The 18423-nt window shown below is 60.9% G+C and carries 19 protein-coding genes; 8 read left to right on the plus strand and 11 right to left on the minus strand.

Translation table 11 applies throughout. The features are described from left to right. Positions 1–11 precede the first annotated feature (11 nt). The 3 genes from WC421_03655 to WC421_03665 are packed head-to-tail and all read right to left on the minus strand — an operon-like array spanning position 12 to position 2494. Positions 12–806: a cell division protein FtsQ/DivIB gene (locus WC421_03655; protein MFA5161320.1), complete on the minus strand. Its 795-nt coding sequence runs from the start codon at positions 804–806 to the stop codon at positions 12–14. A gap of 24 nt (positions 807–830) precedes the next feature. Continuing rightward, on the minus strand, positions 831–1433 hold the full coding sequence (locus WC421_03660) for a sulfite exporter TauE/SafE family protein (GenBank protein ID MFA5161321.1): 603 nt from the start codon (positions 1431–1433) through the stop codon (positions 831–833). After that, positions 1412–2494, minus strand: a complete 1083-nt coding sequence (locus tag WC421_03665) for a 4Fe-4S binding protein (protein ID MFA5161322.1) — start codon at positions 2492–2494, stop codon at positions 1412–1414. Before WC421_03665 ends, WC421_03660 begins: the two co-directional genes overlap by 22 nt. 25 nt (positions 2495–2519) lie before the next feature. Here WC421_03665 and WC421_03670 point away from each other — a divergent pair, with 25 nt between their 5' ends. Beyond that, entirely contained in the window at positions 2520–4511 is a 1992-nt protein-coding gene (locus WC421_03670) for a hypothetical protein (protein ID MFA5161323.1), read from the plus strand. Then, entirely contained in the window at positions 4504–5937 is a 1434-nt protein-coding gene (locus WC421_03675; GenBank protein MFA5161324.1) for a tetratricopeptide repeat protein, read from the plus strand. The genes WC421_03670 and WC421_03675 overlap by 8 nt, the downstream gene beginning before the upstream one ends. Here the strand turns inward: WC421_03675 and hydG are convergent. The 6 genes from hydG to WC421_03705 form a co-directional block, all read right to left on the minus strand. Continuing rightward, positions 5895–7367: a [FeFe] hydrogenase H-cluster radical SAM maturase HydG gene (hydG, locus tag WC421_03680; GenBank protein ID MFA5161325.1), complete on the minus strand. Its 1473-nt coding sequence runs from the start codon at positions 7365–7367 to the stop codon at positions 5895–5897. The genes WC421_03675 and hydG overlap by 43 nt on opposite strands. Beyond that, positions 7358–7609: a TM1266 family iron-only hydrogenase system putative regulator gene (locus tag WC421_03685; protein ID MFA5161326.1), complete on the minus strand. Its 252-nt coding sequence runs from the start codon at positions 7607–7609 to the stop codon at positions 7358–7360. Before WC421_03685 ends, hydG begins: the two co-directional genes overlap by 10 nt. 140 nt (positions 7610–7749) lie before the next feature. Beyond that, entirely contained in the window at positions 7750–9570 is a 1821-nt protein-coding gene (locus tag WC421_03690) for an NADH-dependent [FeFe] hydrogenase, group A6 (GenBank protein ID MFA5161327.1), read from the minus strand. Continuing rightward, positions 9567–11168 carry an NADH-quinone oxidoreductase subunit NuoF gene (gene nuoF, locus WC421_03695; GenBank protein MFA5161328.1) on the minus strand — a complete coding sequence of 534 codons (1602 nt, stop codon included), beginning with the start codon at positions 11166–11168 and terminating at the stop codon, positions 9567–9569. The genes WC421_03690 and nuoF overlap by 4 nt, the downstream gene beginning before the upstream one ends. A 2-nt stretch (positions 11169–11170) precedes the next feature. Further along, entirely contained in the window at positions 11171–11599 is a 429-nt protein-coding gene (locus tag WC421_03700) for an NAD(P)H-dependent oxidoreductase subunit E (protein MFA5161329.1), read from the minus strand. Next, entirely contained in the window at positions 11596–12249 is a 654-nt protein-coding gene (locus WC421_03705; GenBank protein ID MFA5161330.1) for a redox-sensing transcriptional repressor Rex, read from the minus strand. The genes WC421_03700 and WC421_03705 overlap by 4 nt, the downstream gene beginning before the upstream one ends. A gap of 53 nt (positions 12250–12302) precedes the next feature. On the opposite strand from WC421_03705, the gene WC421_03710 reads away from it, so the two are divergent. The 4 genes from WC421_03710 (at position 12303) to WC421_03725 (ending at position 16424) form a co-directional block, all read left to right on the plus strand. Next, on the plus strand, positions 12303–14687 hold the full coding sequence (locus WC421_03710; protein ID MFA5161331.1) for an AAA family ATPase: 2385 nt from the start codon (positions 12303–12305) through the stop codon (positions 14685–14687). A gap of 8 nt (positions 14688–14695) precedes the next feature. Further along, entirely contained in the window at positions 14696–14986 is a 291-nt protein-coding gene (locus tag WC421_03715; protein ID MFA5161332.1) for a hypothetical protein, read from the plus strand. 97 nt (positions 14987–15083) lie between these two features. After that, positions 15084–15806 carry a hypothetical protein gene (locus tag WC421_03720; GenBank protein MFA5161333.1) on the plus strand — a complete coding sequence of 241 codons (723 nt, stop codon included), beginning with the start codon at positions 15084–15086 and terminating at the stop codon, positions 15804–15806. A gap of 75 nt (positions 15807–15881) precedes the next feature. After that, positions 15882–16424, plus strand: a complete 543-nt coding sequence (locus WC421_03725; GenBank protein ID MFA5161334.1) for a hypothetical protein — start codon at positions 15882–15884, stop codon at positions 16422–16424. A gap of 228 nt (positions 16425–16652) precedes the next feature. Here the strand turns inward: WC421_03725 and WC421_03730 are convergent, their stop codons facing one another. Beyond that, on the minus strand, positions 16653–16808 hold the full coding sequence (locus WC421_03730; protein MFA5161335.1) for a hypothetical protein: 156 nt from the start codon (positions 16806–16808) through the stop codon (positions 16653–16655). Here WC421_03730 and WC421_03735 point away from each other — a divergent pair. Then, positions 16800–17135, plus strand: a complete 336-nt coding sequence (locus tag WC421_03735; GenBank protein MFA5161336.1) for a hypothetical protein — start codon at positions 16800–16802, stop codon at positions 17133–17135. The two genes, WC421_03730 and WC421_03735, sit on opposite strands and share 9 nt — an antisense overlap. 330 nt (positions 17136–17465) lie before the next feature. Further along, a complete protein-coding gene (locus WC421_03740) occupies positions 17466–17753 on the plus strand; it encodes a helix-turn-helix transcriptional regulator (protein MFA5161337.1) in 288 nt (95 codons plus the stop codon). Between the two features lie 33 nt (positions 17754–17786). Here the strand turns inward: WC421_03740 and WC421_03745 are convergent, their stop codons facing one another. After that, positions 17787–18353 (minus strand): hypothetical protein, encoded by a 567-nt coding sequence (locus WC421_03745; GenBank protein MFA5161338.1) that lies wholly within the window; start codon positions 18351–18353, stop codon positions 17787–17789. Positions 18354–18423 lie beyond the last annotated feature (70 nt).

Below are 18423 nucleotides of genomic sequence, written 5' to 3' on the forward strand. Positions count from 1 at the left end.
TGCAGTCTCCTTTACCGGCTCAGCAGTATCCTGCCGTCCTCGAAATATTTCATGTTGATTTTGTACGGCCCCGCAAAACGCTCCCTCGCCTTGCCGTAAACCTGCGCCAGGCGGGCAATTTTCTCCGCGGTGTGCGCGCTGCCGCCCCATTCCACAACCGCGCCGTCGGCCAGCCGCAGCCGGAAGGAGGTTTCGCCCCTGTCTGCGGCGACAAGCACCGGTTTCGCGGGCAGTTCGGATTCAAATGCGCTTATGCTTTTAAGCATGGCGGCGGTTTCCGGCCTGAATACGCGCGCGCGGCTGCCCGCCGGCAGCGCAACTGCCAGCAGTTCCGGCGGGGGCGACGGCTCCGCCCCGTAGATTTCGCCGCGCTCGTCCATATAGGCGGTGGATGCTCCCAGCAGCACCCTGGCGCAAGGCTGGCGCCGCCCGGCGGAAACGGAAAGCGTGCGCGAAGCCCATCCCCTGCGCACCGAAACGCCGCGCAGTTCCGGGAACACGGAAGCTATTTTCCCCTCCAGCCCGCGCGCGTCGGAGGAGGTAACCTCGCTGCCCTGCGGCAGCGCGGCCAGTTTCAGCACGGCCTGGCGCGAATCTTCGGGAACGCCGCCCGCGTCAACCGCCGCCAGCCGCCATTTGGCCCATTCCACGGAATTCACGGCCCGGCCCGCGGCGTCCGCCGCCTTGCGCGCGGCGAAAAAACAGAACACGGCGGCAACCGCCGCCACCGCCGCCATCCTGATGCGCGCGGTTCTGCGGCGCACTGTCTGCGGCCTTGCCGTAACTTTGTATTTTCTGACCCGCATAGCGCGCCTCTGTATTTTCAGTAATTATAATAACTTGAGCAGCCCCGCACAAATCAGATAAACCGACATGGCGGCCAGCGTCAGCCTGCCGATATTGGCCGCCCGCTCCGAGCGCAGAAACGGCTGCAAAGCCGCCGCCGGCAGCACGAAAAGCGAACTTGCCGCGAAAAACCCGCCAAACATCAGCAGCGCCGCCGGGCCGGGGAGGCCGGCAGCCTTTATGACCGCGCCCGCAAGCGGCGGGCAGGGCGCAATTCCCGTCATAAACCCCAGCGCAAGCGGCCCCGCGCGCAGCGCGGCGGCCCTTTCGCAGCCGGACCGGCACTGCCACCTGAACACAAAAAACGCCGCCAGCATGTAAGCGCCGGAGGCTATGGAGACGAAAGCCGCGGTTTGCGGCCCGGCGGCCTTTTCCAGATACCCGCCGGAAAAAGACGCCGCCAGCGCCGCCGCAGCATAAGCCGCCAGCCTGCCGCCCAGAAACAGCGCGGTGATGCGCGCCGTCCCCGCCTCCGAAAAAGCCAGCAGCCAGGGCAGCAGCGCCGGACCGCAGGCGGCGGCGCAGTACGGCCCGGTGGCAAAGCCCAGGGCCGCGCCTTCGGCGATTACCTTAAAATAAGCCGCCATAACCCATATAACGCTCCGGGAACAAAAAGCGAGCCCAAAGCCCCGCCAACAGCCAGCCCGCAGAACACAAGCAGCGCGCGCGCGTCAACCGGCGGCTTGCGTCCCAGCACGGTGTATGAAATCGCGCCATGCGGGCATTCGTCAATACACCGCCCGCAACGGTTGCAGTATGAAGTTATAGCGGGCTTGCCGCCGGCGGCCTCTATCGCCAACACCGGGCAGGTTTGCCCGCACTGCCCGCAGCCGGCGCAGGAATTTTCGTCCCTGCTGACGCGGAACGGGTTTATTCTGCCGAAAAAAGACTGCCATGCGCCGAAAGGGCATATCAGCCCGCAGAAACTGCGTTTGCCGCTTAACACCGGCAAAATCACTATGAACACAACGCCGAGAATTATCATCGCGGCGTTCTGTATTTTCCCCGCCATTCCGGTTTCCGCGAAACCGCATGTCATTTTAAGCGGGCAGCCCCACAGGCAGAAAAGCGGATACATCGCCGCCAGCGAGGCCAGCAGCCACAATATCAGCAAAGCGGCGGGAATATCGCGCAGCGGCGGCGGGATTTTCAGCCGCAGGGGCCGCCATCTCTCCGGCAGCAGCCGGGAAAACCCCTCGTCCAGCCCGCCGTAAAAGCATGCCCAGGAGCACCATGCCTGGCCCAATACCAGCGTCGCCGCCAGCCACAGCCCGCCCAGAGTAAGCGGCCCCCACATTTTCCAGCCGCCGGAGAATGCCAGTTGCTGCTGGTAAACGAAATCCAGCGCGTTGGCCGACATCGCTATGTGGCAATACGGCGCTTTTCCCGGCCCGCCCAGCCCCAGCTTGTGCCGCAAAATGAAAGCCGCCGCCAGCGTGATGAAAAAAACCGCCCGCCAGGGCGAAACCTTCCCCGTCCTGATTATGAAAAACCCGCACAGCGCGCAGAACCCCGCCCATGCCGCCGCGAAAACCCGCTCATGCGGCGGCGCGACCGGCACGGTAACAAGCAATGCCGCAAGCACCGCCGCCGCGAACATGGCGGACTGCGCGGGCGTCTTTGCATGCTGTCCGTTCGGAGCGTCCATGATTTTTATAGTATATCAATTGGAAATGAGGGCCGCGTATCTTTCATACGGTTTCTGCGCCGTGATTTTTCAACTCGCGCTGCTGCGCGAGCTGGCCGCGCTTATGACCGGCCACGAACTGATGATAGGCCTGTGCCTGTCGTCCTGGCTGGCCTGGTCGGCGGCGGGCTGCGCGGTGCGCGTTCCGGCCTCCGCGGCGGCGGTTTTCGCGGTTTCCGGCGCGGCTTCCGTCGCGCTGTGCAGAATCGCGGGGGGCTTCATAGACCCCGGCATAATTCCGGGAATATTCCGGCAGGCGTTTTTTGCGGTTGTCCTGTGCGCGCCGGCGGCGCTGGCCTCCGGCATGGCGGCCCGCGCGCTGCTGGGGAAACCGCGCGAATTCTATTGCTGGGAAGCGGCGGGGGCTTTTATCGCGGGGATAATTTACTCCGCCTTTCTTGCGCCGGTTCTGCGCATTGAGATAATATGCGCCGCCGCCGGAACGGTGTTTTTCGCGGTTTGCGCCCGCAAAAATCCGATAGCGATTGCCGCCGTGGCCGCGACCGCCGCGCTCGGCGCGTGGCTGGCCGGGCAGACCGTCGCGCTGCGCTACGGCGGCTTTGCCGTCGCCGAAATCGTCCAGACGCCCTATTCCAGAATTGCGCTGGCCGGAAACTATTCCGCCGGAACCCTGTTTGAAAACGGCCTTGTCTCCGCCGCGTGGCCCGCGCCGGAGTATTACGAGCCGCCGGTGCACATCCCGCTTCTGGCCGTGCGGCAGCCCCGGAAAATACTGCTGCTGGGCGCGGGCGCGCCGCTTGCCGCGCGCGAGGCGCAAAAGCACGGGCCGCCGGAGATAGACATCGTCTCCGCCGACGCCGCCTGGCTTGAAACCGCGCGCGCGCTGGCCCCGAAGGAAAAAAACATCTCTTTCATCGCGGCGGACCCGCGCGCCTGTCTGCGCGGCGGCGCGCGCTATGACGCGATAATAAATCTCTCCGGCGAGCCGGCCAGCGCCGCGCTGAACCGGCTCTACACGGCGGAGTTTTTCCGCGCCGCCTCCGCCGCGCTGACGCCCGGCGGCATTCTGGCGTTTGAGCTGGCCTCCTCGGAAACCTATATTTCCCCGGCGGAGGCGGGGCTCAACGGCTCGGTCATTTCCGCCGCGGGAGAGGCGTTCCCGGAAATAAAACTCGTGCCTGGGGCGAAAATGCTGGTTCTGGCCTCGCGCGAAAAAATAAATCTTTCGCCGGAGCGGCTGTCCGCCGCGTGGAAGGCGCGGAAAATCCAAAGCTCTTTTGCCAGGCCGGAGACTTTTCCATTCCTGCTCTCGCCGGAGCGGATGAAATGGCTTGCCAAAACCCTGCCCGCCGCGCCGCCCAATACAGACGAAAAGCCCGCCGCGTATCTGCATTCGCTGAAGCTCTTTTCGGACAAAAGCTCCGCGCCCGCCGCGCTGGCCTGCTGCGCGCTGCTGGCGGCGTGCGCGTTTTTCGCGCGCGGGAAAATAATCGCCGCCGCAAAATACCTGAAGGAGCCGGCCCACGCGGCGGTTTTCGCGGCGGGGTTTGCCGGCATGGCGGTTGAAACCGCGCTGCTGCTGCGCTATCAGCCGGTTTACGGCGCGCTTTACCGGCAGCTGGGGCTGCTGTTTTCGGCATTCATGCTGGGGCTGGCGGCTGGCGGGCGGCTGGGCGGGAGATTTGAAGGCCGGGCCTGGCTGCCCTGCCTGTGCTGCGCGGCCTGCGCGGCGGGGGCGGCTTTTTATCCGAATCAGTGGCTGCCGCAGGGACTTGCGGGCGGGACCGCCGTTTTCTGCGCGCTGCTGTTTGCGGCGGGGGCGTCCGGCGGCGCGGTTTATTCCGCGCTGGCCTCCGGCGGAGCGAAGGTCTACGCCGCCGATTTATGGGGAGCCTGCGCCGGGGCGGTAATGCCCGCGCTGGCCGCTCCGGCATTATCGGTAAAAGCCGCGCTGCTGATTGCGGCGCTGGCCGCGGCGTGCGGCGCGGCGGCGGCGCGGAGCGCAAGGCATGAATAAACCCAAATGGCCGTATGCGGTTATAGCCGCCGCAATCGCGGCGGTGTTTTACCCCTGCCTTTGCGCCGGATACGTAAACTGGGACGATTTCAAGACCGTGGTGGAAAACCCGCTGCTGCAAGACCGCTCCGCGCGCGGTATCGGCGCGCTTTTCTCGTCTTTCACCGCGGGGCATTACCAGCCGCTGGCGCTGCTGTCATTCATGGCGGAGCAGGCGGCGTTCGGGACCGGCGCAGCCGTATCCCATGCGGTCAATCTGGTTTTGCATCTGCTTAACTCGTGGCTGGTTTATATGCTGGCAGTCAGATTGCTGGCGGATTGGCGAAAATCGCTTTTTGCCGCGCTTTTGTTCGCCATACATCCGCTGCATGTGGAATCCGCCGCGTGGATAAGCGAGCGCAAGGACCTCGTCTACTCGTTTTTTTATCTCTGCGCGCTGCTGGCGTATCTGCGCGGCTGGTACTGGCGGACGCTGGGGCTGTTTGCGCTGTCGCTGCTGGGCAAATCCATGGCGGTTACGCTGCCGCTTGTCCTGCTGCTTGTGGACTGGCGCGCCGAAGGGAAAATAACCGCCCGGCAGCTGGCGCGGAAACTGCCTTTCGCCGCGCTCTCGCTTGTGTTCGGAATAACCGCGGTTGTTTCCCAGCACAAGGCGGATTTCGCGGCGGCATATTCGTGGGACAAAGCTGCGGGCGGGTTCTTTATCGCCTGCGGAAACCTGCTGTTTTATCTGGCGAAATTTATCGCCCCTCTGGGGCTTTCGGCCTTTTATCCGTTTCCCGGAAAAGGCGAGTTCGCCGTGCCGGGGCTTTATTACGGCGCGCCCGTGCTGATAGCCGCCATACTCTGGTTTTTACGCGGGCATTTGCGCGGCATGGCGGCATTCGGCCTGCTGTTTTTCGCGGCGGCGATAGCCCCGGCGCTGGAATTTGTGCCGATAGGCCGCGCCATCGCGGCGGACCACTTCACCTATTTGCCGTATATCGGAATCATCCTCTGGATTTGCGGCGCGGTCCCGTCCGGGAAACGGGCCGCGGTTTTTGCCGCGCTGTGGCTGGCCGGGCTGGGCGCGCTGGCGCATCGGCGCTGCCATGTCTGGCAGGACAGCGTTTCGCTCTGGACCGACGCGGCGGAAAAATTCCCCCTTTCCCCGGTAACGCGGATTAATAAAGGCATCGCGCTGCGCCGCGCCGGGCAGAGCGATGCCGCGCTGTCCGAATTCAGCGCGGCGCTTGCGCTGGACCCGCGCTCGGCGCTGGCGCATTCAAATATCGGGATAACGCTCGCTGAAAAAGGCGATATTCCCGCCGCGCTGGAGCATTTCCGCATCGCCGCGGAAACGGAGCCGCAAAACCCGGATTTCCGGCGTAATCTGAAAATTATTCAGAAGCACAAATCGCGCTCGCCGGAAGAGACGCGGCGGTAATAATCACTCAGGGTATTAAACATCTCCTCCGTGAACTCGCCCGGCATTCTGGCCTTTATTTCCGCGATTTCCTTTACGATAAGCGCTTCCCCGGCGGTTTTGGTTTCCGGCGAGGCGAAATCGTCCAGCCATTCGCGGAATGTGAGAACCGCGTTGAGCTTGCAGAACCGCCCCTCCCTGCCGGAGCGCAGCATTTTCATTATATGGTCGCCCGTCCTGCCGCAGCGGTAGCCCGCAGTGCAGAAAGACGTTATATACCCCATCCCCGCAAGCTCGCGGATAACCTCGTCCAGGCTGCGCGTGTCGCCTAGAATAAACTGCTGTCTGCTGGGCTGCTGGCCGCCGCGCTCGCTGTAGGAGCCTATGCCGATTTTGGTGGAGGCGTCGCGCTGCGTGCAGACCGGGATGACGGAGCGTATAATCTCCGCCCGTTCACGCGCGGTTACAATCATGCCGGCATACGGGATTGAAAGCCGGATTACCGACACCAGCCGCTTGAAATCCGCGTCGGAAACCAGATGCCCCGTCTCCTCAGCATACGGCGTGTTGGCCGCCGCTTCCAGCCGGGGAAAAGAGACGGTGTGCGGCCCTATGCCAAAGCACCGCTCCAGATCCCGAGCGTGGGCGTTTAGGCCCATGACCTCGTATTTCCAGTCGTAAAGCCCGAACAGCGCGCCCACGGCCACATCGTCAATTCCGGCTTCCTGCGCGCGGTGCAGCGCGTAAAGCCGCCAGCGGTAATCGCCTTTGATTGTATCCGCCGGATGCGCGGCGGAATAGGTTGTGCGGTGATAGGTTTCCTGAAACACCTGATAGGTGCCTATGCCCGCGGCCTTGAGCTTTTTCAAATCCTCAACCGTCATCGGCGCGGCATTTACGTTGACGCGGCGGATTTCGCCCGTGCCGCGCCGGGCCGGAACCTTCACGGAATATATGGCCCTTATGGTCTCGGAAATATAATCCGCGCCGGTGGAGGGATGCTCGCCGTAAACCACAATCAGCCGTTTGTGGCCGATTGCGCCGGCAAGCACGGCGGCCTCTTTTTTAACTTCGTCTATGGTCAGGACGCGCCGGTTTATGGCGGAGTTCTCCCGCCGGAAGCCGCAGTAGCGGCAGTTGTTGACGCACAGGTTGCCGCAGTAAAGCGGCGCGAAAGTAACGACGCGATTGTCGTAAACCTTGCGCTTTACTTTTGACGCCGCGTCAAACATCTCGGCCAGCTGGCCGGGGTTTTCAACGGCAAGCAGCGCGGCGGTTTCCTGCGCGGAAAGAGTGTTTATCTCCAGCGACTTGGCCAGAATATCGCGCAGCCTTGCATCGTCGGGCGGGGCGGCTTGGCGCAAAAGCGCCTCCGGCGCGGAATTTTCAATGAAATCCTTCCCGCCGGACAGGTATTTTTCGTATTCCTGCGGCTTTATGTCTAACTGCATTTGGCCAGCGCGCTTTTGACCGTTACGTCTTTTACCGCGCCCAGCTTGCCGGTCAGCGCGCCGATTTCGTCATTCGTGCCGTCAACGATAAGCGTGATGACATGAAGGTCGCGCTGATGGTAAGGCATCCCCATCCGCCCTACGATAATATCGCCGTGCTTGGTGAGGATTTCGTTCACCTTCGGCGCGCTGTGCTTGCGGTCCGCCACCAGAACAGCCACCACTCCCACATGCTTGCCCATAACTCCTCCTTTTCAAAACGAAAACCGGCCCAAAGGGCCGGTTTTGTGTCGGCTACCCTTGGCTTCAGAAAAAATTCCTGACCGCAGGCTGTCAATTTGCCGCCTTTGCGCCCGAAGGGCGCAAAGGCGGGTTAATCAGGCTAATGCGCGCAAACGTGCTCTTTTTTGCACGCGGGTTTTTCCGCTTTGACATCGTCCGGGTGAACGCCGCGCGGCGTGTAATGCGTATGCAGCAGCTCGTGCGACTTGTGGCCCAGCGGCTTTTCCAGAAACTCCGCATACAGCTCTTTGACCGCCGGATTTTCATGCGATTTGCGCATCGGCATGTCCTTATCCTCTGCGTAAATGGCCTGCGCGCGCTTTTTGCGCGTCTCGGCATTGGTGGTGAAAGGCTGTCCGCCGCCGCCGAGGCAGCCGCCGTCGCAGGTCATTATTTCTATGAAGTGGTAGGGCGACTTGCCGTCCCGGATTTGTTCCAGCAGCTTTCTGGCATTGCCCAGGCCATGCGCCACGGCGACCTTCACTTTGAGGCCGTTGAGGTCAACCTCGGCTGATTTTATGCCTTCCATGCCGCGCACGGATTCAAACTCCAGCTTCGTCAGGGTTTTGCCGGTTACCACCTCGTAGACGGTGCGCAGCGCGGCTTCCATGACGCCGCCGGTGGCGCCGAATATCACACCCGCACCGGTGCTGATTCCCAGCGGCTTGTCAAAATCCTCGCCGGGGATGGCCGCGAAGTCTATGCCGGCCTCTTTAACCATGCGCGCGGCCTCTCTGGTGGTCAGCACGTAGTCCACATCCTGGAAGCTGTCGCCGTCCTTGAGGTTGAGTTTCTTTTTCCAGTACTGGAATGCCGAGTTCATCTCCGGCCTGCGGGCTTCGTACTTTTTCGCCGTGCAGGGCATCAGCGAAACCACCACTATATTGCGCGGGTCAACGCCCAGCTTTTCGGCGTAGTAGGTCTTTGCCAGCGCGCCGAACATCTGCTGCGGCGACTTGCAGGTGGACAAATGATCCAGCACGCCGGGGAAGAAATGCTCGGCGAACTTTATCCAGCCCGGGGAGCAGGAGGTTATCATCGGCAGCGTCCCGCCGTTTTTGACGCGGGAGAGCAGCTCGTTGCCTTCCTCCAGTATGGTGAGGTCGGCGGTGAAATCCGTGTCAAAGACCTTGTCAAAGCCCAGCGCGCGCAGCGCGGCGGCCATTTTGCCGGTCCAGGCGGTTCCCGGCTCCAGCCCGAAATCCTCGCCGATTGCGACGCGCACCGCCGGCGCGGTCTGGACGATAACAGTCTTTTTCGGGTCGTCTATGGCTTTCCAGACGTCGGCAACCTCGGATTTTTCCATGATGGCGCCGGTGGGGCAGACAAGCGCGCACTGGCCGCAGTTGGCGCATTCCACGCCGCCCAGGCCCATATCGCCGAAAGTCGTTACCACCGACTCCTCGCCCCGGCCCGCAAGGCCGATGGCGCAGACGCTCTGCTTCTCGGCGCAGACGGCCACGCAGCGGCGGCAGAGAATGCACTTGTCCGGGTCGCGCACCAGAGAGGGCGAGGTGGCGTCCTGCTCATGTTTTTTGGCGGTGCGCTCGTAGCGGGATTCCTTGATGCCTAAATCCGCCGCCAGGAAACGCAGCGAGCAGTAGTCGCTCTTCTGGCATACCAGACAGTCCGCCGGATGGTTGGCAAGCAGCAGTTCCACGTTTGTTTTGCGCGCGGCGCGGACGGCGGGGGTGTTGGTGGAAACCTCCATCCCGTTTGCGGCTTTGGTGATGCAGGCGCGCGCCAGCGTGCGCTGGCCCTTGACCTCCACCACGCAGACGCCGCAGGAGCCTTCGTCGTTTACGTTCTCAAGATAGCACAGCGTCGGCACCTTCACACCGGCGGTTTTGCACGCCTCCAGCAGGGTGGCGCCGTCCGCCGCGCGGCAGTCTTTTCCGTTGATTTTGAGATTGACGGTCATTTCTTGTTTCCTCCGCAGGCGCAGCCGGCGCAAAGGCAGGCTTCCCATTCCCCGGCGAACTTTTTAAGGGACTGGGAGAGTATATTTGCCGCAGTCTGGCCCAGCGGGCAGAACGAGGTCTGCGCCATCACCCTTGCCAGGCTTTCCAGCTTGGTTATATCGTCTTCGGCGGCCTTGCCGTCCCGGATTTTCTCCAGGATGCGCACGATTTGCGCCGTCCCCGCGCGGCAGGGCGTGCAGCGCCCGCAGGATTCATGCTTGAAAAACCGCGCAATGTTGAGTACGGCCTCCACGACGGAGCGCGTCTCGTCCAGCACGATGACCGCGCCGCTGCCGGGGCCGGCTTCAATTTTAGCCAGCGAGTTGAAATCCACCGGCGTGGCAATTTCGCTGTCCGTCAGAAGCGAGCCGGAGACGCCGCCCAGTATGACGGCCTTGAGCTTGCGCCCGCCCTTGACCCCGCCGCCGATTTCGTTGATGATTGCAGACACCGGCGTGCCGAACGGAATTTCCACCACGCCTTTCCAGTTGAGGTCGCCGGCGATGCTGAATATCTTTGTGCCGCGCGCGCCTTCCGCGCCCAGCGCCTTGTGCCAGAGCCCGCCGTTGAGGATTATATGCGGCACAGCGGCCAGCGTTTCCACGTTGTTTACCACCGTCGGCTTCTGCCAGAGGCCTTTCTGCGCCGGATAGGGCGGCTTGCGGCGCGGCTCGCCGCGTTTGCCTTCTATGGATTCTATGAGCGCGGATTCCTCGCCGCAGATGTAGGCGCCCGCGCCGCGCGCGATTTCAATGTCAAAGGCGAAATTGCCGCCCAGCACTTTTTCGCCCAGGAACCCCTTGGCGCGCGCCGCCTCCGCCGCCTTCTCAAGCCGCGAGATGGACAGCGCATACTCCCCGCGGATGTAGATATAGCCCTTTGAGGCGCCTATGGCGTATCCCGCTATTATCATGCCTTCTATGAGTTTGTGCGGGTCGCCTTCCATTATTTCGCGGTCCTTGAAGGTCCCCGGCTCGCCCTCGTCGGCGTTGCAGACTACGTATTTGATGTCGGCTTTTTCCTGCGCCGCGGAGGCCCATTTAGTCGCCGTCGGGAATCCCGCGCCGCCCCTGCCGCGCAGCTCGGAAGTCTTTATTTCCGCGATAACCTCTTCCGGCTTCATGGCCAGCGCCTTTGCCAGCGCGCCGTAGCCGCCGGCGGAGACGTATTCGCCGATATTTTCCGGGTCTATGACGCCGGCATTGCCCAGTATTACGCGCTGCTGCGCGGCGGCCAGCTTTTCGGCATGGCTGCCGGAGGCCGGCATCTTCCAGCTTTTGGAAACCGGTTTTGCCAGCCGCTCAAGCGCGCGGCCTTTGGAGGCCGCCTCTATGATATCGGCAGCGTCCGCCGCGGTTACCGGCGTATACACCACGGCGAGCGGCATCACCAGGACGCAGGCCCCGCCCGCCTCGTAGCCGAGGCTGCCGGTCGCGGACACGGAAATATCTTTATCCAGCCCGCGTTTGGAAATTTCCGCGCGCAGGGCGGCTTCCGCCGCGGCGGCTCCCGCCGCCATGGCGCGCCTGTCATGCGAGACAAGAATTGTGGTTTTCATGGTTATTCCCCCTTTCTCACGCGGCGCAGAATCTCTTTTACGCCGGCGGCGGTAAGGTTGCCGTACTGTTTGTCGTCAATCATCATGGCGGGCGCGGCGGCGCACATGCCCAGGCAGCTGGATTCTTCCAGCGTAAACTCGCCGTCGGCGGTGGTGCCGCCGAGTTCCACGCCCAGTTCCTTTTTCAGGGCGTCCACGATTTTGCAGGCCCCGTCCATATGGCAGGCGAGGTTGCGGCATATCCTTATGACATGCTTCCCGCGCGGCTTGACGGAAAACATAGTGTAAAAGGTGGCCACGCCGTAGACCTGGGACGGCGGCGCGCCGCAGTCCCGCGCGGCGTCGCGCATGGCGTCCGCGCTGAGGCTGGTATGGCTTTTTTTGTCCGCCTGCGCGCGATGCAGTGTTTCCACGACCGAATTTTTCTTCATGCAGTCTCCTTATTGATTCTATACACCAGAGTTTCAAGCTCGCACGACATGTCCATATCCGAAACATGCACACCCGCCGGCAGCTTCAGGCTGACCGGCGCAAAATTGAGTATCGCCCGTATCCCGCTTTTGGCGGCCAGCTCCGCCGCCTGCCGGGCGGAGGTTTCGCCCACGGCCAGAATGGCCACGGTGATGTTTTCGCGCCGGGCCACGGCGGGCAGCTCGCCCGCGGGATAGACCCGTATGCCGTTTATCCGGCGGCCCGCCTTGGCGGGGTCGCTGTCAAAAGCGGCGCGGATGCGGAGGTTGAAATCCCAAAACCCCCTGTAGCCGGTAAGCGCCGCGCCCAGCCTGCCCGCGCCGATTACGGCCACATTCCACACCCTGTCGGTTCCCAGTATGGCGCGTATGGCGGTTGCCAGCTGCTCCACATTGTAGCCCACGCCCGTCTTGCCGAACCTGCCGAAGCAGGAAAAATCCTTGCGCAGCTGCTCCGCCGAAAAATTCATCGCCGCCGCCAGGTCCGCGGAGCTTACCGTCTCCACCCCCTGCCCGCGCAGCCGGACCAGCATTCTCAGGCACAGGCTCATTCTGCGTATGGTGTCCAGCGAAATGGCGGGACGGCGCAGGGTGTTTGTTACGGATTTCACAATTGAATTATACCATAAACCGCGCGATTGTAAAATATGGTATTTTATAGCTGATGAAGAACATGTCCGAGGTGGCGATGCTGGCGTGGAATATCGCCGGAGCAGAGGCTATAAGCGCGAATTTCGAGCTTATAGAGCGCGAGCATTTCTTCATCAGCCTGACCGAAATAAACAAGCTGCTGGCGCACACCGCCGCCAAATTCAATTTCACGCCGGAGCAGACGGCCTCCGCCGCGGCGGAGTTCGCGCGGCTGGAATCGGCTTTCAAAAAGCTGAACCTTGATATGGTGACGCTGCGCCGCGCGGTGCGCCAGAAACTGGGCGAGGGGACCTATTTCCTGCGCCGCGGCGACATACACCGCAGCGCCGACAGCCGCAAAGTTTTTGACCGCGCCAAAGACCTCTGCCGCCCCGGAAAAACCACCGGCGTCGCCATCATGCGCGCGCTGATGGAAAATCCGGGGCCCATAATAACGCAAGCGCTGGAGAAAAACGGTTCCTCCCCCGGCGCGGTGCTAAAGGAGATGGAGGAGCTTTCCGCCCCGCCGGAAATAAGACTGGCCGCGCAGCCAAAGAAGCAGCCCGACCCCCGCCCTCCGGCGGACATGGGCGCGCTGCTCAAATACGGGCGCGACCTGTCCGCGCTGGCGGGCAAGGCGCAGATTTTTCAGTGCGCGGGCCGCCTAAAGGAAATGGAGCGGCTGCTTGCGGTTCTGTGGATAGGCCCCAAGAAAATACCCGTGCTTATCGGCCCGCAGGGAGTTGGCAAAACGGCCATGGCGGAAACCCTGGCCGTGCGGATATTTGAGGGCAAGGCGCCTGGCCATCTGGCCGGCAAAACCTCCGTGGAGATAGACACACCCGCGCTGCTGCGCGCGTCGCCGGAAAATAATTTGCAGGCCAAGCTGGGGGACATAGCCGCGGCTGCCGGCGCCGCGGCGCAGGAAATTATGCTTTACATCCCAAGCGCGCCTCAGCTGCTGGACGCGGAAAAAGGCGCCTGCGCCGCCAGGGGCGGGCCGCAGGAACTGCGCGCACTGCTGCTGTCGGGCGCGGTCAGGGTCATATTATCCGCCGACGAGGCTGGCTTCGCCAGAATGGCCGCCGATGCGGAACTGGGCCCACGCCTTGAAAAAGTGCCCGTGGCCGAAACCGGCTCCCAGGAAACTCTGGAAATCCTGCGCGCCTGGAAAGCCAGGCTGGAAAAGACGCACGGGGTCAGGATAAACGACAAGGCGCTGCCCGTGGTACTCAGCCTGGGAGAGGCGTTCCGCTCTCCCGGCGCGCAGCCCCGCAAGGCCATAAAAATTCTTGAACGCGCGTGCGAGCGCGCCGCGTCCGCCGCCAAGGACCCCAAAGGCGTGGCGGCGGTCCAGTACGCCGAGCTGGCGCGCAAATACGGCGTCACCGTCTCCGGCGAAATAGACGAGTTGCGCGTGGCCGGCGCCGTGGCCGAGGCCGCCGGCATTCCCGCCGGGCAGGTGGCCGAAAAGCTGGACAATGCGGTGCAGTCCAGGCTTGCCAATCTGGAACGGATAGTCAAGGAAGGCTCGGTGGGCCAGGCGGAGGCGGCGGACATTCTGGTCAAACGGCTGACCGCGCTTGTCTCCGGCACGATTACGCGGCCCTCGGTGCCTTTCATATTCCTGTTTCTGGGGCCGGAAGGCGCCGGCAAGGACGAGCTGGCCCGGCAGGCCGCCGCTGGCATGTTCGGCTCGGAAAGCGAATTTGTTTCCTACGACATGTCCCAGTACAGCCGCGAGGAGGGGGTTAAAAAGCTCTTCGGCAACCAGTACTCCGCCGGAATACTGGTGGATTTCCTTTCGCGCAAGCCTCTCAGCGTGGTGCTCTTTGAAAACGTGGACAAGACCCCGCCCATATTTTTTGAGGAATTCTGCCGTTTCGTCCGGCGCAACGACATAACCGGCGACAACGGCAAGCGGATAGACATAAGCCTGCCGCTGTTCATACTGTCCTCCTCGCTTTTCTCGCAGGCGCAGCTGGACCAGAAAAAACTGCCTGACGCCGCCGAACGCGAGGTGGCCAAACGTTTCCGCGGCCAGTTGCCGCGCAGCTTTCAGGAAATCATAACCGAAATAATAGTGTTCAAGCCGCTGACAGAACAGATAGCCGCCCGCATACTGCTGGGCTGGATTGAGCAGGCGCGCGCCATGGTGCGCGAACGCTGCGGCGCGGACATGCGCATCGGCCGGGACGTGGAACGACTGCTGATGGAAAAAGGCTTTTCCAAATCCTTCGGGCTGCGCCACCTGCGCGTGGCCTACGACGAGTATTTCTTTTCCGCGGTGCAGACCGCGCTCAACAGCCGCGAGATGTTCTGCAGCCCGCTGTGGAACATGACTGTGGCGGATGGGCGGGTAACAGCCTCGCCCAGACAGCAGGACAAGCCGCCGTATTCCACAAATCCCACCGGCTAGGGCCGCCCATGAACACGCCCCCGGAACCCCGCGGCGGCCAGCCGCAGGTCATAGAAGCCGAAATAGTCTCCGGCCCGCAGGATGGCGGCAACGTCAAGGCAAGGCCGCCGAGGCCGGCGCCGTTGCGCGCGCTGGGCTGGATTCTGGGAACGGCGGGCGCGGTGGCGGGCGCGGTTCTCTCGTTGATGTTTGCCGGCGTGTTCATAGTAGCGGCGCTGGCGCTGCTTGTTGTCGCCCTGGCGGTTTTCGCTGTATGGCGGCTGTTCGGCGGCAAATACTTCATCCGCATCCGCAGATAGGCCTTTGGGCCCTGTATAAATCTCCGCATCCCGTTAAACTGTTATAGTCGCAGGCAGAACACGGTTATGAATCCCGCCTGGCGATAAGGACGCTAAAATGACGCGAAAGCTACTGTACGCCATTGCGGTTGCGGCCATATGCGGCGCAGCCGTGCACGCGGCATCGGAAACTCCCCAAAACACGGCCCCCGCGCCGTCCGCACAGCAGGAAAACGAGAGCCCGGATGCAACCGCCCCCGCGGAAACGCAGGGCAACGGCCCCATGGATGCTATGGAGCTCGCTTCCAACCCAGAAGACGAGGCCTCGCTGAACGCCGGAGAGGACAATGAATTCTCCGAAGCGGCGGCGCGCCCTAAAAAAGACCCCTGCCGCGCCTACGGCCAGTATTATGCCGGCATAAACCCCAAAAACGGCAAGATTCTCTGCTGCCACAAGGGAGAACACATAAAGCCCGGCACCCTCATGTGCGTGGGAGGACACCATGGCGGAGGGGGCGGCGGTGGAATTGCCCCCCCCGGCAACTGCTACAGCCAGCCGTGCCCTGCCGGTTACTACTGTAATGGCCAGCATTGTATTTCCACCGGCGGCCAGTGGCACAAAGGCTGCTACACGGATACGGACTGCCGGCCGGGATATCGCTGTGATTCCAGCAGCGGGAATTGCTACCAGGAAAGGTCCGCCGCGCAGCAGGACCGGGGCGGGAACAGAGGAGGGTGTGATTGCAATTCATATACCGGCACATCACCGGGCAATTGCTTCTCCCATTATGGTTGCGCGTGGAATTATGAGAGCCACGGCTGTTCCGGCACCTGTGATTAAAAATCAAGGCGGCGGGCGGCGCATTGCGCGCCGCCCGCCGCCGGACCCAGTTGTTTGGCGACAAGTGAGGATAAAATGACACGGAAACTGTTATCCGCAATTGCGGTTGCGGCCATATGCGGCGCAGCCGTGCACGCGACATCGGAAACTCCCCAAAACACGGCCCCCGCGCCGTCCGCACAGCAGGAAAACGAGGTCCCTGATGCAAACGCCCCCGCGGAAACGCAGGGCAACGGCCCCATGGATGCTATGGAGCTCGCTTCCAACCCAGAAGACGAGGCCTCGCTGAACGCCGGAGAGGACAATGAATTCTCCGAGGCGGCAGCGCGTCCTAAAAAGGACCCCTGCCGCGCCTACGGCAAGTATTACGCCGGCAGAAACCCCAGAAACGGAAACATTCTCTGCTGCAACAAAGGCGAATTCATCGCCCCCGGCACCACCATGTGCGCGCGCTGGTCTCACGGCGGCGGCCACCATGGCGGGGGAGGAGGAGGCGGAGGCCATCATCCCCCTGGCGGAGGGATATGCAGCGCATATGGCGCATCCGCAACCCTTTGCAACGCCCACGGATGCTATTGGGACGACCGCAGCCGCAGTTGCTCCGGCACACCCAATTAACCTGAATGTTTCAGTTGGCTGCAAGAACCGGCTGCGGGCGGCGCACAATGCGCGCCGCTTCTGCTCCATTTTCCTTACTATAGACTTGTCCCCCAATAGCATTTACGGCATAAATTTCGGTTTTTGGCCCGCAGCTTCGCGGTGTTCGGCTTGCACACGCCCGTCGGTAGTGTGCGCGCCTCACACCGCTGCGCTGCGGGCCAAAACCCTGTATTTCTGCCATAAAGCCTATTGGGGGACAAGTCTTATGAAGGTGGCCACGTCGTCGACGCAGGCGCCGGAGCCGAAGCCCGCGTCGTAGCCCAGCTCCACCGCCAGCTTGTTGCTTATCCGGGGGCCGCCGGCTATGACTAGACTTGCTCCCGAATAAGGTTTATGAGGCAAAAAGACAGGATTTTGGCCTGCAACGCAGCGGACAGAGGCGAGCACACTCCGGCGGGGTGTGTAAGCCGATGGCCGCGAAGTTGCAGGCCAAAAGCCGTGATTTTTGCCCAAAAAATTATTCGGGAGCAAGTCTACTATGAATTTGTCGCGCAAATGCCCGGCTTCCAGCAGCTCTATCAGATTGGTCAGGTTCCGCACATGCACTTCCTTCTGCGTAACCACCTGCGACACAAGCAGCGCAAAGATGCCGGGGATATAGGCATTGCTTCAACAGTATATATCATGTATACTATTAACAGGAAGACATGGCATGGAATATTTGATTGAGATGTATCAGACGCCCGGCGGGAATTATCCTGCGGCGGATTTCCTGAAAGAGTTACCGGTAAAGGTCCGGGCCAAAGCGGCGACATGGATAAACCTTTTGCAGAAGGAAGGTCCGAATCTTAAGCGGCCTTATGCGGACAGCCTTCAGGGAAGCATACGGGAATTGCGGGTTTCATTCGGAAGACTTGAGATGCGGATACTTTATTTCATTCACGACCGGCATATTGTCCTGACGCATGGCTTTTTGAAAAAAACAGCGCAAACTCCGCCCTGCGAAGTTGAAAGGGCGCAACGCTATATGGCCGGCTGGCTCCGGCAAGCGAGGCGGTTATGAAAGCTAAAAAACTTCTGTTCAATGACTGGCTCAAGGCGGAGATGAAAGACCCTGAGTTCAAGAAGGCGTATGAGGAAGAAGACATCAGAACTCGGCTTGCCTATCTAATCGCCGAAAGACGGCAAAAAAAGCATATAAGCCAGGCCGAGCTTGCGCGCAGAATACACACCAAGCAGCAGGTGATATCGGATATAGAAACGCTCAAACATCCGAATATCACGCTAAACACTTTGCAAAAAATCGCCCGCGCGCTGGACACGCAGCTTCGCATTTCGCTGATGTGACAGTGGATTGTTAAGTCTTTCGCTATCGTCCATTTATGCAGCCGGTTTTAAAATATCCCAATTGCTTTCATGCTTTTTAAAATCTTTCATGAAGTTTCCCTGCTCAGATGATATTTTGAGAGAATACCACCCTTTCTTGACCCATGATTCTGTTTGCAATTTATCATCCAAAAGATCGACAGCATCTTGGTAATCCAGCAAAAAAATTCTTTGACTGCCTCCTATTGTCCATATATACACAAGCAATAAATTTTCAATTCTCTCCCACTCCTTTTTAACTACAAATCGTTTTTCGGATGCGGTATTAATTCTAACAGGTCTTTCCCAAGAGTGTTGTTGGGAAACGATATAACCACTAACGCTGTTTCCATGAAGTGATTTTTTGAAACTAAATCCATGCTGTACCAATTCACGTTCAAAATAATCCATTCCCGTTTCCCTTATGGTCCCTTTATTCATCATGTATCCCTTGTCTTCCGAACTAATTTGGTTTTCTATGGCAACACTAATAAAGCTTGCCATATTTGGATATTTACCAGATTCAACCATGGAATTTATCTCCTTAAATTGACGCGGTGTAATCTCTGTGTATAGTTTCATAGCAACGTCCTCCTTGTTACAGCATACACCATTTTTTAAGATTAGTCAATACCTTTTGCAATAATAGTAT

This window comes from Elusimicrobiales bacterium, assembly GCA_041651175.1.
GTDB lineage: Bacteria > Elusimicrobiota > Elusimicrobia > Elusimicrobiales > Elusimicrobiaceae > JAQTYB01.